This window comes from Affinirhizobium lemnae (assembly GCF_022968395.1).
Taxonomy (GTDB): domain Bacteria; phylum Pseudomonadota; class Alphaproteobacteria; order Rhizobiales; family Rhizobiaceae; genus Neorhizobium; species Neorhizobium lemnae.
Genome location: NZ_JALJQZ010000022.1, coordinates 55525 through 69625, shown reverse-complemented (window position 1 = coordinate 69625; position 14101 = coordinate 55525). Strand labels below are relative to the sequence as shown.

16 protein-coding genes are annotated in these 14101 nt (G+C 59.3%); 7 read left to right on the top strand and 9 right to left on the bottom strand.

Annotated elements, in window-relative coordinates; translation table 11 throughout:
- Nucleotides 1-102 precede the first annotated feature (102 nt).
- The 6 genes from MUU53_RS14545 to MUU53_RS14520 form a co-directional block, all read right to left on the bottom strand.
- Nucleotides 103-981, bottom strand: coding sequence for an alpha/beta fold hydrolase (locus tag MUU53_RS14545; RefSeq protein WP_343229114.1), 879 nt, complete (start codon nt 979-981; stop codon nt 103-105).
- Between the two features lie 159 nt (nt 982-1140).
- Entirely contained in the window at nt 1141-1878 is a 738-nt protein-coding gene (locus MUU53_RS14540) for a tetratricopeptide repeat protein (RefSeq protein ID WP_247261526.1), read from the bottom strand.
- Between the two features lie 98 nt (nt 1879-1976).
- A complete protein-coding gene (ykgO, locus tag MUU53_RS14535; protein WP_003497670.1) occupies nt 1977-2102 on the bottom strand; it encodes a type B 50S ribosomal protein L36 in 126 nt (41 codons plus the stop codon).
- Nucleotides 2103-2250: 148 nt separating this feature from the next.
- Nucleotides 2251-3309, bottom strand: a complete 1059-nt coding sequence (locus MUU53_RS14530; RefSeq protein ID WP_247261525.1) for a 5-(carboxyamino)imidazole ribonucleotide synthase — start codon at nt 3307-3309, stop codon at nt 2251-2253.
- Nucleotides 3306-3806, bottom strand: coding sequence for a 5-(carboxyamino)imidazole ribonucleotide mutase (purE, locus tag MUU53_RS14525; RefSeq protein ID WP_137133540.1), 501 nt, complete (start codon nt 3804-3806; stop codon nt 3306-3308). Before purE ends, MUU53_RS14530 begins: the two co-directional genes overlap by 4 nt.
- 17 nt (nt 3807-3823) lie before the next feature.
- Entirely contained in the window at nt 3824-4027 is a 204-nt protein-coding gene (locus tag MUU53_RS14520) for a YdcH family protein (RefSeq protein WP_062555703.1), read from the bottom strand.
- 455 nt (nt 4028-4482) lie between these two features.
- Here MUU53_RS14520 and MUU53_RS14515 point away from each other — a divergent pair, with 455 nt between their 5' ends.
- Nucleotides 4483-4656 carry a YdcH family protein gene (locus MUU53_RS14515; RefSeq protein ID WP_082547245.1) on the top strand — a complete coding sequence of 58 codons (174 nt, stop codon included), beginning with the start codon at nt 4483-4485 and terminating at the stop codon, nt 4654-4656.
- A gap of 235 nt (nt 4657-4891) precedes the next feature.
- Here MUU53_RS14515 and MUU53_RS14510 read toward each other — a convergent pair whose 3' ends face one another.
- A complete protein-coding gene (locus tag MUU53_RS14510; RefSeq protein WP_062555702.1) occupies nt 4892-5149 on the bottom strand; it encodes an ArsR/SmtB family transcription factor in 258 nt (85 codons plus the stop codon).
- 77 nt (nt 5150-5226) lie between these two features.
- A complete protein-coding gene (locus MUU53_RS14505; protein WP_247261524.1) occupies nt 5227-6003 on the bottom strand; it encodes a sulfite exporter TauE/SafE family protein in 777 nt (258 codons plus the stop codon).
- A 149-nt stretch (nt 6004-6152) separates the two neighbouring features.
- Here MUU53_RS14505 and MUU53_RS14500 point away from each other — a divergent pair, with 149 nt between their 5' ends.
- The 6 genes from MUU53_RS14500 to MUU53_RS14475 all read left to right on the top strand — a co-directional run bounded on the left by MUU53_RS14500 (nt 6153) and on the right by MUU53_RS14475 (nt 13056).
- On the top strand, nt 6153-6806 hold the full coding sequence (locus tag MUU53_RS14500) for a thiamine phosphate synthase (protein WP_247261523.1): 654 nt from the start codon (nt 6153-6155) through the stop codon (nt 6804-6806).
- An 8-nt stretch (nt 6807-6814) separates the two neighbouring features.
- A complete protein-coding gene (locus MUU53_RS14495; protein ID WP_247261522.1) occupies nt 6815-7951 on the top strand; it encodes a tetratricopeptide repeat protein in 1137 nt (378 codons plus the stop codon).
- A 156-nt stretch (nt 7952-8107) separates the two neighbouring features.
- A complete protein-coding gene (locus MUU53_RS14490) occupies nt 8108-8908 on the top strand; it encodes an inositol monophosphatase family protein (protein WP_247261521.1) in 801 nt (266 codons plus the stop codon).
- 306 nt (nt 8909-9214) lie between these two features.
- A complete protein-coding gene (locus MUU53_RS14485; protein WP_247261520.1) occupies nt 9215-10270 on the top strand; it encodes an OmpH family outer membrane protein in 1056 nt (351 codons plus the stop codon).
- 3 nt (nt 10271-10273) lie between these two features.
- Nucleotides 10274-11305, top strand: coding sequence for a peptidoglycan -binding protein (locus MUU53_RS14480; RefSeq protein WP_247261519.1), 1032 nt, complete (start codon nt 10274-10276; stop codon nt 11303-11305).
- A gap of 80 nt (nt 11306-11385) precedes the next feature.
- Entirely contained in the window at nt 11386-13056 is a 1671-nt protein-coding gene (locus MUU53_RS14475) for an FAD-binding dehydrogenase (RefSeq protein WP_247261518.1), read from the top strand.
- A gap of 63 nt (nt 13057-13119) precedes the next feature.
- Here MUU53_RS14475 and MUU53_RS14470 read toward each other — a convergent pair whose 3' ends face one another.
- The gene (locus MUU53_RS14470; RefSeq protein ID WP_247261529.1) at nt 13120-14055 is read right to left on the bottom strand and encodes a Bug family tripartite tricarboxylate transporter substrate binding protein; all 936 of its coding nucleotides are present in this window, start codon (nt 14053-14055) and stop codon (nt 13120-13122) included.
- Nucleotides 14056-14101 lie beyond the last annotated feature (46 nt).

The window sequence follows — 14101 nt, the reverse complement described above, 5'->3', positions numbered from 1 at the left end:
AACTTATAGCAAAACCGCTTCTAGCGGTTCAAGCGCAGCGTTTCAAACCTCCACCTCTGGTGGAGGTTATGACTTGACTTAATGCGAGAGCTACCTGGGCGACTACTGAGTTGCATTCTCCCGTGCCACGCGCGCATCCACCTCCTTCGCAAGCGCTTGCAGATCGCGCGGTTGGCCGGAAAGCTTTTCAATGGCTGCAATTGCCAGATCGGTCGCCACATAGTCCGGCTTGTGGCCGACACCCTTCAGCCAGATCAGCTCCGAATTCTTGATGTCGCGTCGTAATCCCACCGAGTGAATGTTTGCCAGAACGACCGGATCGTCGTCGCCGGTGATGATTACGGCAGGCGTCTGGATTTCCGGATAGCGTGGGGAGACACGGGTTACGTAGTCGAGAAGATTGGCAACGTCCTGTGCATTATACTGGAAGTTCGCCGGGCGCAGAACAAGGGCAGGGGCACCTTCGGTCACATAGGTCTTGCGGCGTCTATTGGGGGCGAACACGCTCTTGGTGGCGGCGTCCAGGATCGTCAGGCCAGCAGGCATGACCACCGTATGGCTGAATAGCCAGCCAATGACCGGCGTCGATGTTACCCTGTAGTGCCAGTCGATACCGCCCGGCCATGGATGAGTGGCGGGGGCCAGGAACAACGAGCCGATGACCTTGTCCGGATGGTTGAGGGCAAAACTGGCGACGATGGCGCCGCCGAAGGAATGGCCCACGATCACGGCTTTGCGAATGCCGTACGCCTCCATCAGTCTGGCGATCGCGTCCGCCTGACCGTCGGGATAGGCGTTTTCAGGCCCGCCACGTTCTGAATAGCCGTGACCAGGGCGATCAACGAAGAGCAGTTCTGCGCGGCCTCTCAGTGGCCCGAGGAAGGCTGCCTCCTGATCCCGCAGGTTGCCACTTGCGCCATGGACGAAGACGATCGGCGGCAGATCTGCATTCGGCCCGGCGGGCACGTGCAGGGCGTTCATCTTGAAGCCGCCGACATCGGTCAGCGTGCCGATGTTCGGATACGTGTCCTCAATAACCTTGGCCTGCCAGGCGGTGAAGCCAAACAGGCCCGCGACAAGCGCTGCGACGATGATCAGAGCGATGATGATATAGGACAGGGGGAATGCCTCGGATGGGAATCAGGTACGGCTGCCAGCCAGTTTCTCGGAAAGCTTGGTAACGTTCTCCTGCGCGTCCCGTTCCGCAGGATAGATGGCAAGAAAGCGTTCCCATGCTTTCAACGCAAGCTCATCCTGTCCGTTTTCCATCAGAATCGTTGCCATGCCCGCCAAAGCAGGGAAATGGCGAGGTTCCCGCTGCAGAACCTGATTGATGTCCGTCATGGATTTCCGCCTGTCGCCCATCGTGTAATGCAGCGTTGCACGGCGATTCCATCCTTCGATATAGTCAGGTTTCAGAACCGTCACCTCATCCAGAAAATCCAGAGCGGCAGCGTTCTTCTTTTCCGCAATCGACTTGTTTGCCCATTGCATCAAGAGATCGACCGTCGGGCTGTCGGATGCATTCCAGTTCGCAATGATCTTGTTGGCGATCTCTTTTGCCTTTGCCGCGTCGCGCTCCCGGCCCAGATCTTTCAGCAGCTTGTCCTGAGCCAGTTTCGGATCGGTGATCGGTGGCTCGGCAGGAACTGCAGCCTGAGTGCCTGCAGGAACGGTGACCGCACCCGGCTTCGGCGGCAGGGGCTGAAGGGGCGAAGGTTGACTGGGGGTAGGTTGAGGAGGTCTGGCTTGGGGAGCAGGTGCCTGGCCCGTGAGCGGTGGGCTTGATGGCACGCCTGTCCCTGGTTGTTGCGCGCCCACAGGGCAGCAGAGCAAAGCGGAGGACAGAATGGCGATGGTCAAACGAAATCGGCGCATGGGATAGATTTAATCCGCATGCGCCGAGTTTCAAAACAAAAAACACACGTTATCGACAACGTGATGTCGAAGCTGCCCAAAGGCAGCTTCCGTCGATATCAGCCCTGACGAGCCTTGAAGCGTGGGTTCTGCTTGTTGATGATGTAAACGCGGCCCTTGCGGCGAACCAGACGGTTATCGCGATGACGGGCCTTAAGCGCTTTGAGCGAGTTCTTGATCTTCATTGTTCTGGTCCGCGTATTTCAGGGCGCTAGAGCCCTTAAGTCTCTGACAATCAAAAGCGCGCATTTACAGCGCGCCCTTTAGGATGGAGGGTGGATACAGGTTCACCAGCAGCCTGTCAACCGACAAGCCCCTGCGGAGAAGGGCTTTTCACCGCAAAAGCTCGGTGACATGGCCCATTTTGCGGCCAGGACGCGACTCCGCCTTGCCGTAAAGATGAACCAGCACATGCGGTCTGGAGAGCCAATCGTTCAACTGCTCGATATCATCGGCGATGAGATTGGTCATGACACAGTCCGAATGCCGGGCAGGATTTCCAAGTGGCAGGCCCGCGACCGCGCGGATGTGCTGCTCGAACTGGGAGACCACGCAGGCCGCTTCCGTCCAGTGTCCCGAATTGTGCACACGGGGGGCAATTTCGTTGGCAATCAGCGTTCCATCGGCCATGACGAAGAATTCCATGCCGATGACGCCCACATAGGAGAGGCCGGAGAGCAGGCGCTCGGCTGCCTGTCTTGCCGCATCGGCCGTGGACGAACTGATTTTCGCAGGCAGGGTGGAGGTGTGCAGAATACCGTTGCGGTGCACATTCTCCGCCAGATCAAAGGTCTGCATCTCGCCGCTGATGCTGCGGGCGGCGATGACCGAAACTTCACGTTCGAAAGCAACAAAGCTCTCGAGAATCAGCGGCACGCCGCCCATGGCATCGAAAACGCCTGCGGCACTCTCGTCCGCCGAGCGAAACACGCGCTGGCCCTTGCCATCATAACCGAGCCTGCGCGTCTTCAGGACGCCCTGGCCGCCGAAATCGGCAAGCGCGCTTTCAAGTTCCTCTTGCGATTCGATGGCATGAAAACGCGCCGTCTCGATGCCGCACTGGTTCAGAAAGCGCTTTTCGTGGAGTCGGTCCTGCGCCACTTCAAGCGCTTTCGCGGGCGGATAGACCGGTCGCCTTTCTGCCAAAGCCTCGGCGGCGCTGACAGGCACGTTCTCGAATTCGTAGGTGACGACGTCGCAACTTGCCGCCAGCCGTTCCAGCGCTACGGGATCATCATAGGCGGCCACGATCTGTTCGTTGGCAGCCTGTGCTGCCGGGCAGTCTGGCTGTGGTTCCAGAACGATGGTGCGGAAATTCAGCCGGGCTGCGGCCATGGCAAGCATGCGGCCCAACTGGCCGCCGCCGATAATGCCGATGGTGGAAAGCGTCATGGCGCCTCGTCGATGGGATAGTCTGCAACGGACGCCGTCTGGCGTGCGCGGTATTCATCCAGCCTGTCGGCCAGATCCGGATCGGACAGTGCAAGCACGGCTGCTGCGAGAAGGGCCGCGTTGACGGCACCTGCGCGCCCGATGGCCAGTGTTCCGACGGGAATGCCGGCAGGCATCTGGACGATGGAATAGAGACTATCCATGCCCGACATGGTGCGCGATTGAACCGGTACACCGAAGACCGGAAGGGCGGTGAGTGCGGCCACCATTCCCGGCAGATGGGCGGCACCGCCAGCTCCGGCGATGATGACCTGGAAACCTTCCTCCCGCGCACCCTTGGCAAAGGCAACCATGCGGTCCGGCGTGCGGTGCGCAGACACGATGCGGGCTTCATAGCCGACATCCAGCGCATCCAGCATGTCTGCAGCATTCTTCATGGTTTCCCAGTCGGACTGGCTTCCCATGATGATGGCAACCGGCGGTCTCTCCTGCGGCAAGCTCACGTCCTCCGTGCTCACGCGATGATGTCGGGAATAATCTGGTCTTCCAGCTTCGTCATCTTATCCTTGATGGCGAGTTTCTTTTTCTTCATCCGTTGGATGCGCAGGGCCTCGCAACCGGTCGCGATCATGGCGTTGATGGCGGCATCGTAGTCTTCGTGTTCCTGCCGGAGGCGCGCCAGCGCCAGCCTGATATCCGCCTGTTCCTGATCGGCCATCGTCTGTATGTCCCCACATTTTCAATCCGGTCTTTGTATCGCCGGGGAATGCAGGCATGCTCCTAGCATCAAACCTGCCAAGCGACTAGTAGATCGCGCAGTAAAAGCGTTGGAAAGGCTTTTGGCGATGCATCCAATCTTGCGCAAAGATAAGAGAAGCTAAACCGCTCGCAGTGGCAAATCGCAGCTGTTGGTCTACCAAGCGACTGAAAATAATAGACAATTTTGATGGACGTTGAAAAGTTGTCCGAGCCCGCCTGTTTCACGACAGTTCACGCAGGGTCATGCATCTTCGGGGATTTATTCACATTTAATCAATACCACCAATTTGCCACGGAGAAGCCCCTATTTCGCCTTCGACAAAGCAGGCGGATCATGTCACAATTCCTTCGCAAACCAAAAGCCGCTGGCTCAGGGGAGCTGGTGGCCGGAGAACAAAAGGAAGGACGTGCCACATGACCATTCAGGCTCATATCGCATCGCTCGAGAAGAAACATGGTGCTCTTGAGGAGGAGCTCCAGTCAGTTCTAGCGTCCCCATCCTCCGATGACACACAAATTGCCATGCTGAAACGGCGCAAGCTGCGCCTGAAGGATGAACTGGAACGCCTCAAAAAGACGAAGCACTGACGCTATCGCGATCGTTTATGAGTTTTTGAAGATTGATCGCCGCCGTGGATCGGACAGATCCGCAGGCGGCGATCTCTTTGAAGGGGGCGGGAAAGCTGACCGCAAGAGCGTGTCGCGCAAAAGTGTGCCGCGGTTTTGCGATAACGACACGCGATAAAGCAAAGAGTTAAAGCGTCAGGAGCGAATCTGAAAGATCGCGACACGCTTAAGCCCCTGCATATCCGGGCCGGAATCGTCAGGCCCAGAACTGGTCGAGCCAGATATTCAGCTTCTGGAATCCCTTGATATTCACGGAATAGATGCGGCGCGTGCCTTCGGACGTCACCGTGACCAGATTGCTGTCGAGCAAAGCCTTCAGGTGCTGCGAAACCGCAGGGCGGCTGATCGGCAGGCCTTCCGCCAGTTCGTTGACCGTGCGCGGGGCGCGCCTCAGCTCTTCCAGCAGGTGGCGACGATTGGGGTCGGCAATGGCTGCAAAAGGATCGGTCGACATGCAAGCACGCTACGCGAAGTTCATGCCCTCAGCAAGCGGATTTGTGCGGTGCGAAATGACCTTCTCGGCAAGCCTTCTCAGAGGGGCAGCGAGTCGTAGAGCAACTTGATCGCGGCGAACAGCCCCAGTCCGTAAGCAAGCGGATAAAACACGTCCGGCTTGAGCTTTTTGACGATGTATGCGCCCGCCATGGTGGAGATCAGAGCGACGGGGAGCAGCGTGAACGAAAGCGTCAGGTTTTTCGTATCGAGAGCGCCCAGCGCCACGTAGGGGATGACCTTCACCGCATTGACGATGGCAAACAGACGAACGCTGGCGCCGGTGTAATTCTTCGGATCGAGCTTCAAGGGCAGGGCGTAGATCTGGAAGGGTGGGCCGCCCGCATGGGCGACGAAACTGCCATAACCAGAGATGGTACCCCAGAAGAGTGCCGGACCCTTGCGAAGTCCGGTTGCTTCCACGGGCGTAGCACGATGAGGCCCATAGGTTTGATAGAAATAGCGGCTGGCAAACAGGATCATGGACACGGCGATGACGAAGCGCAGTGCGTCATCCGGAACATAGGCCGATGTCGCCCAGCCGAGCGCGATGCCGATGATGCATCCAGGAAGCAGCGTCAGCAGTAGCTTGCGGTCGTTGAAGTTCCGCCAAGCATAGAGCGCGACCAAATCCATGATGATGAGGATCGGCAGAAAAATGGCAGCGGCGTCCACCGGGGTCACCACCATTGCCATCAGCGGCACGCCGATCAGCGCGAAGGCGCCACCGAGCCCACCTTTGGACAGGCCAACGAGCGAAACCGCCGGAATGGCGGCGGCAAAAAAGATTGGGTCCGGTAGGGAAATGGCGAACATGAGGGATGACAGTTGATTGAAGGGCCTGTCCGGTCTATCGGACTCGTTGACCTATGACGAGCCTTGTCCGGATCAACTTGCATTTCAGAGTATGACGATGTTGAACGGTAAAGGCGCTTATCTGTCTACCACATGAACTGGAGCCGATAATGACCCTTCCTGAAGATCGCTGCCGTCTTGTGCTGGTCGTGCCGACCATGGAAGACGACGACACGCTGGCGGAACAGCTGAGTCATGCTCTTCGGGGTGGTGACGTCGCATCCGTCATCCTGCCGCAATATGACAGCAATGACAGCGCGTTCCAGAAGCGTGCGGAAAAGCTTGTGCCGATCGTACAGGCAGCCGGTGCTGCTGCGCTGATTGCAGGCGATTCGCGCATTGCCGGTCGGGTCAAGGCCGACGGACTGCATCTGAGCGGCTCCATGGAAGAACTCAGCGAAGCCATGGAGAAGTTCTCGCCGAAGCTGATCGTCGGCTCTTCGACAGCAACGGACCGGCACACGGCGCTGGAAGTGGGCGAAGCGCGTCCAGACTACATCTTTTTCGGGCGCCTGGATGGCGATATCAAGCCGGAAGCGCATCCTAAGAATGTCGCTTTGGGCGAATGGTGGGCATCGATGATCGAGATCCCTTGCATCGTCATGGGCGGTACAGAGGTTGGCTCCGTGGTTGCCGTGGCCGAATCGGGTGCGGAGTTCGTGGCGCTTCGTACGGCAATATTCGATAATCCCGCCGGGGCGGCGGCCGCAGTTGCCGAAGTCAACGCAGTTTTGGACGAAAAAGCGCCACGGTTTGACGATTGAACATCGACATGCGTCGCAACCACCGTTCCATCAGGTCCAATTTGCTGAACCATCGCCTTTTCCTCGCCTTGTCCGCGGCGGGTCTGATCTTCTATGGTCCGGCACTCGCGCAGACCTCGGAGCGAGCGGTCACACGTCCCGTCGAGAACAATGCCGGAACCTTGCAAAAGGGAAGCCCGCCTGAAAAGGCCGGCGAAGAGGGCAAGCCGCCTGTGGAAGCCTATCCCTCCAGCGGCATTTCGCTGTTGCAGCGCATGGGGACGACACTTCCGCCGCTTCCGCCGGAAAAGCCCTATACCGGCCCGGTCGATGAAGCTTATGGCGCCTTCCAGCGCGGTCTCTATCAATTGGCGCTGGAGAAGGCGCTTCCACGCGCCGAGGCCGGAGATGCCGCTGCGCAGACGCTGGTGGCCGAGATGATGACGCGCGGAATGGGCATTCCGCGCGATCCGAAAAATGCAGCCTTCTGGTATCAGCAGGCAGCCGAGCGCGGCGATCCCTCTGCCATGTTCCAGTACGCACTGCTGCTGATGCGCGGCAAGGATGTGGCGCGCGACAAGGCAAAGGCCGATGATTTCATGCGGCGTGCGGCAGAGGCGGGCAATGCTTCGGCGCAATTCAACTGGGCGCAGCTTCTTGTGGCCGATAATCCCGGTGAGAAGGGGTTACAGCTGGCGCTTCCGTTTTACGAGAAGTCCGCCGGGCAGGGGGTCGCCGATTCCCAGTATGCCGTTGCCCAGCTTTACCAATCACTGCCGGACGTGCCGCCTGAGAAAAAGGCCAAGGCGCGTGAATGGCTGGAGCGGGCCGCCAAGGCGGGGTTCGACACCGCTCAACTCGACATGGGGATCTGGCTCGTCAACGGTGTCGGCGGCGAACGCGACTATGACAAGGGCTTCGAATGGCTGCGTATCGCAGCTTTGCGCGGTAATGTCGTGGCGCAGAACAAGCTCGCTCATATGTATGTCAATGCGCTTGGCACGCGTCCCAATCCGGTGGAAGCGGCCAAATGGTATGTTCTTTCTCGACGCGCGGGGCTCTCCGATCCTGTACTGGAAGACTTCTATCTCGGCATCAATGACGAGCAGCAGAAACAGGCCATTGATGCCGCAAACCGTTTCCGGAGAGGCGCGCAGAAGCCATGACGAAGGGCGCATCTTAACCCTTGCGCCGAGCAAAACTCCGGTCGCACTTGAATTTCAGCCGGTTTTGTGGTTCTGAACGCGCCTATTCACAAAAATTCGCCAAGTTTCGTTCCCTGATGGATCGGGAACACACGCCGTTTACCCAAGGATTATCCGATGGCTCGCTCCGCCCTTCTCAACGTCATGGTTCAGGCAGCAATGAAAGCCGGCAAGTCACTTGCCCGCGATTTTGGCGAAGTGCAGAACCTGCAGGTGTCGGTCAAGGGCCCGGGCGACTTCGTTTCGCAGGCAGACCTGAAGGCGGAGAAGATCGTCTATGACGAGCTGATGAAGTCCCGCCCGACCTACGGTTTTCTAGGCGAGGAGAGCCAGGAGATCAAGGGCACGGACGGTGCGCATCGCTGGATCGTCGATCCGCTCGATGGCACCACAAACTTTCTGCACGGCATTCCACAGTTTGCGGTTTCCATCGCACTGGAGCGGGACGGCGAAATTGTTGCCGGTGTCATTTTCAACCCGGCAACGGATGAGCTGTTCACGGCGGAAAAGGGCGGCGGCGCATTCCTCAACGATCGTCGCATTCGCGTGGCGGCCCGCCGCGTCCTTTCCGATTGCGTCATCGGCTGCGGCATGCCGCATCTGGGTCGCGGTAATCACGGCAAGTTCCTGGTCGAACTGCGCCATGTCATGGGAGAAGTTTCCGGCGTTCGCCGTTTCGGCGCAGCCGCTCTCGATCTGGCCTATGTGGCAGCAGGCCGTATCGACGGCTTCTGGGAAGTGGGCCTTTCTCCGTGGGATATCGCTGCCGGTCTGATCCTCATCCGTGAGGCGGGTGGCTTCACCTCTACGCTCAAGGGCGGCACCGACATGCTGGAAGATGGCACGGTCGTTGCAGGTAACGAATTGATCCAGAAGCAATTGCTGGAAGTGACAAACCGTCCGGTGCCGACGCGCTGATTCGCGACGACGCCAAGACCTGGGCGTCTGAAATATCTTCGGCCCGGTTGGCAGGCCGAAGATCCTAATGCATGTCGCGCTCAACCGGATTCGGTTGAGCGGAACGTACATGCATCAAGTCAAAGTCTTACAGCGTCGTTCGCGCGTTCAATCGAACGCGCCGCGCTGTAGCGGATTTTTCCGATATTCACTCGGGGATCATTCGAACGGGCGGGATAACCTGCTCAATGCCTGAGAGCATCACTTCAATTTGTCTCATTTTTGAAATAGCCTCCGCACCACTGTTGCGTGGAGGTTGCGTGCATCATGGCGAATGATACCCTGGAAGATGTGAACGGGACTGAACTGGCGCCCCGGCACCACGGGTACAAACTTTCCAATCCGCTTCCCTTCATCTGGACCATGGTGATCTTCCTGATCATCATCGGCTTCATTGCTGCTATCCTTTATCGGCAGGCGCATACGGCATTCATGACCAATCCGGGTCTGAACGGGCTCATTCTCGGTGTGCTGGGCATCGGCATCATCCTGATCTTCAGCCAGGTCATCAGCCTCATTCCGGAAGTGCGCTGGTTCAATTCCTTCCGTGCAGCCGGCAGCGCCGACCGGGTTGGCAAGGAGCCGCGTTTGCTGGCACCCATGCGCGCGCTTCTGGGGCGTAGCCGCCACGTGGCGCTGTCTGCCAATGTCTTGCGGTCGATCCTCGATTCCATCGGGACGCGACTGGATGAAACGCGGGATATATCCCGCTATCTCATCGGCCTGCTGGTGTTTCTCGGCCTTCTCGGCACCTTCTGGGGATTGATTGGAACGATCGGCTCGATCAGCGAGGTCATCCAGGGTCTCGACCCGAATTCCGGCAACAACAATGACATCCTGACGGCGCTGAAAAGTGGCCTGACGGCGCCGCTATCCGGCATGGGCACAGCATTCTCGTCCTCGCTACTTGGTCTTTCCGGCTCGCTGATCCTCGGCTTTCTCGATCTCCAGGCCGGGCGCGCTCAGAACCGCTTCTATACGGAGCTGGAGAACTGGCTGTCTTCCGTCACCGACGTGAATTCCGAGAACGCCGTTGCCGACGTGTCCGGCCAGCCGTCTTCGGACGAGCTGCGCCGCATGGTGGAGCAGCTGCGCAAGCTGGTTGCGCTTCAGGCGAAGGGGCAGGTGCCTGGCGATGCAGGCGCGCAATCGGAACGCTCCATGGCAGCCATCAGCCAGCTTGCCGAAAGCATTCAGGGGCTGGTCAAGAACATGCGCAACGAGCAGCAGATGCTGCGCGATTGGATCGAGGCGCAGCAGGACGAGGCCAAAGCCATGCGCCGCGCGCTCGATCGGCTTTCCGACAAGATCGGGGAGAAATAAGCCATGGCGCTAGGTCGCAACCGGCGCCGCGAGCGCGGGGTCGATTACTGGCCGGGCTTTGTCGATGCGCTGTCGACGCTGCTGCTCGCCATCATGTTTCTCCTCACGGTGTTCGTGCTGGCCCAGTTTATTCTCGGTCGGGAGATCACGGGTCGCGATGAGGTCCTGACGCGCCTGAACAGCCAGATTGCCGAATTGACCGAATTGCTGGCGCTTGAAAAGAGCGGCAAGCAGGATGCCGAGGATGTGCTGGCCAATCTTCAGGCCTCGCTCTCGGCATCTGAAACGGAACGCTCTCGGCTTCAGGCGCTTCTTGATCGCGGGGCCGGTTCCAGTGAAGCGGCCAATGCCCGGATCGGTACGCTGACCGAACAGCTCAATCAGGAGCAGCAGGCAAGTGCGCGCGCCATGAGCCAGGTCGAACTGCTCAATCAGCAGATTGCTGCCTTGCGGGCGCAGATCGCCGCTGTGGAAGCGGCGCTTCAGGCCTCCGAAGCGCGAGACCAGAATTCGCAGGCGAAGATTGCCGATCTCGGTCGGCGCCTGAATGTGGCGCTTGCCCAGCGCGTTCAGGAACTCAACCGCTACCGTTCCGATTTCTTCGGTCGGTTGCGGGAAATTCTATCCGACCGCCAGAATATCCGTATTGTCGGAGACCGCTTCGTGTTCCAGTCGGAAGTTCTGTTTCCCGTTGGCGGATCCGATCTCGATGACCGCGGCCGCGCCGAAATGGACAAGCTCGCGACCGCACTTCTGGAACTTGCACAGGAAATTCCCGCGGAAATCAACTGGGTTCTGCGTGTCGACGGTCATACGGACAATGCGCCGTTGAGCGGTAACGGCCGCTATCGCGATAATTGGGAGCTTTCTTCTGCGCGTGCGACCTCTGTCGTCAAATATCTGATCTCGAAGGGTGTGCCCGCCAATCGTCTGGTGGCAGCAGGCTTCGGCCAGTTTCAGCCGATTGCCGAGGGCGAAACGCCCGAAGCACGGTCGCAGAACCGCCGTATCGAGCTGAAGCTCACCGAAAGATAATTCGCTAAATAAGCAGTTTTCGAAACGCATTTGGCTCCCCGTCTGCCCCTTGCCCTCGATTGACGTTTGCGTAAGAGTAAATGGAAATCCGGGGAGGGAGATTCACCGTGGAGTTTGATGTCATCGTCGTAGGCGGCGGTCTGGCGGGTCTGGTCGCAGCAACGGAAGCCACCGCCGCAGGCAAGCGCGTTTGCCTGATCGATCAGGAGGGGCCGCAAAATCTCGGTGGACAGGCTTTCTGGTCGCTGGGTGGCCTGTTCTTTGTCGATAGCCCGGAACAGCGGCGGATGCGCATTCGCGACAGTCTGGACCTTGCCCGTCAGGACTGGATGGGTTCAGCAGGATTCGACAGGCCGGAAGATCACTGGCCGCGGCTGTGGGCCGAAGCCTATCTGCAATTTGCGGCAGGCGAAAAGCGGGCATGGCTGCACCAGATGGGCATGCGCTGGTTCCCGGTTGTCGGCTGGGCGGAGCGCGGCGGCTCCCACGCGCATGGGCATGGAAACTCGGTTCCGCGCTTTCATGTAACCTGGGGAACCGGGCCGGGCGTCATCGAACCCTTCGTCAAGCGCGCTGAGGCCGATGCGGAAAAAGGTCTCCTGACATTCAAATTCCGCCATCAGGTTGATAACCTCGTCAGTCAAGCGGGGCGCATCACCGGCGCGTCCGGCACCATTCTCGCGGATGATCCGGTCTTGCGCGGGAAGAAGAGTTCGCGCGAGGCTGTGGGGTCCTTCGAATTCACTGCCGGTGCCGTCATCGTCGCATCGGGTGGCATCGGTGGAAATCACGACCTCGTCCGGCGCAACTGGCCCCGCGAGAGGCTGGGTGAGCCACCGCAGAGCATGGTCAGCGGTGTGCCTCACCATGTTGATGGCCGTATGATCGGGATCACGCAGGCAAGCGGCGGCGCAGTCATCAATCCGGACCGCATGTGGCATTATACGGAGGGTTTGCGGAACTGGGATCCGATTTGGCCCAACCACGGCATCCGCATTCTGCCGGGGCCATCCTCCTTCTGGTGCGATGCGAATGGGGACCGCCTGCCTGCGCCCGCCTTGCCGGGATTCGATACGCTCGGCACGTTGAAGATTTTGCGAGATCGGGGATCGGATTACAGCTGGTTCATCCTCACCAAGGCGATCATCAAGAAGGAGTTTGCCCTTTCAGGATCTGAGCAGAACCCGGATCTGACGGGTAAGAATATCCGGCTTCTGTTGAAGCGCATCGGCAAGGAGCCTCCTGCGCCTGTTCAGGCCTTCATGGACAAGGGGGAGGATTTCGTGGTGCGCAACTCGCTGGAAGAGCTGGTTGCGGGCATGAACAGGCTGACCGGTGAAAACAGGCTGGATCCTTCGCGTATTCGCCAGCAGATCGAGGCGCGAGACCGTGAAATTCTCAATCGCTTTTCAAAGGATGCGCAGGTCACTGCCATACGCGGCGCCCGAAACTATCTCGGCGACAAATTGATGCGCACGGCAAAGCCGCATCGTTTGCTCGATCCGGCAGCAGGCCCGCTCATTGCCGTGCGTCTGCATATCCTGACGCGAAAGACGCTTGGCGGCATCCACACCGATCTCAATGCGCGCGTGCTGGGTGCGAATGGCGAGGTTGTGCCGGGGCTTTATGCGGTTGGCGAGGCCGCAGGTTTCGGCGGGGGCGGCCTGCACGGGTACAATGCGCTGGAAGGAACATTTCTCGGCGGCTGCCTGTTTTCGGGCCGCATCGCGGGACGACATGCGGCAGCCTGAGCAGGAGAAGCCAGAGAGGTGGCGTAAGCTGTCTCTCTGGCCTTTTCGTTGAGCGTCGTAGACTTAATCCATCGTCACATTGGCGCTCTTGACGATGGGTGCCCATTTCGCGAGCTCGGCCTTCACATGGTCGCCCAGTTGCTCCGGCGTGGAGGCAACGATGGAGGCGCTGAACTCCTTCATGCGGTCGGCCACGGCTGGCGTTGCGAGCGCTGCCTTCGCGGCTGCGTTCAGGCGGTCCACCACGGGCTTGGGCGTGCCCTTGGGAGCAAAGAGAGCGTTCCAGGTATAGGTCTCATAGCCCGGGATGCCTGCCTCAGCCATGGTCGGAATATCCGGGAAGGAGGGTGCGCGCTGTGATGTGGTGACGGCGAGGGCACGCAGTGTTCCGGCCTTGATGTGACCAGAAGAGGACGGAAGGTTGTCGAACATGATCGGCACCTGGTTGCCGATGACATCGTTCAGTGCAGGACCGGCACCCTTGTATGGTACGTGCTGCATGTTGACGCCCGCCATGCTGTTGAACAGCAGGCCCGACAGATGCAGCGGCGTTCCATTGCCGGACGAGGCATAGCTGTACTTGTCCGGATTAGCCTTCAGAAGCGCCAGCAGTTCGGCAACATTCTTGACGGGAAGCTGTGGATTGACGACCAGCACGTTCGGAACGACCACCAGCAGCGAGACCGGTGCAAAGTCCTTTTCGGCATCGTAAGGCTTGGTCTTCAGCATCAGCGGGTTCAGTGCATGAGTGGCGACGGTTCCCATGAGAATGGTATAGCCATCCGGTTCGGCACGCGAAACGTTGGCCGCACCCAGGCTTCCGCCAGCGCCCGCGACGTTCTGGATGATGACCTGCTGACCAAGATCGGCAGACATGCGCTCGGCGATGACGCGAGCAACCACATCCGTTGAGCCACCCGCCGCGAATGGCACGACGAGCGTGATCGTACGTTCCGGAAACTGCGCGCTGGCGCTGCTTGCGGCAAAAAGGCCCGTCATCAGGCCAGCGGCCAGAATGGATTTGAGAAACTTCATCCGATCATCC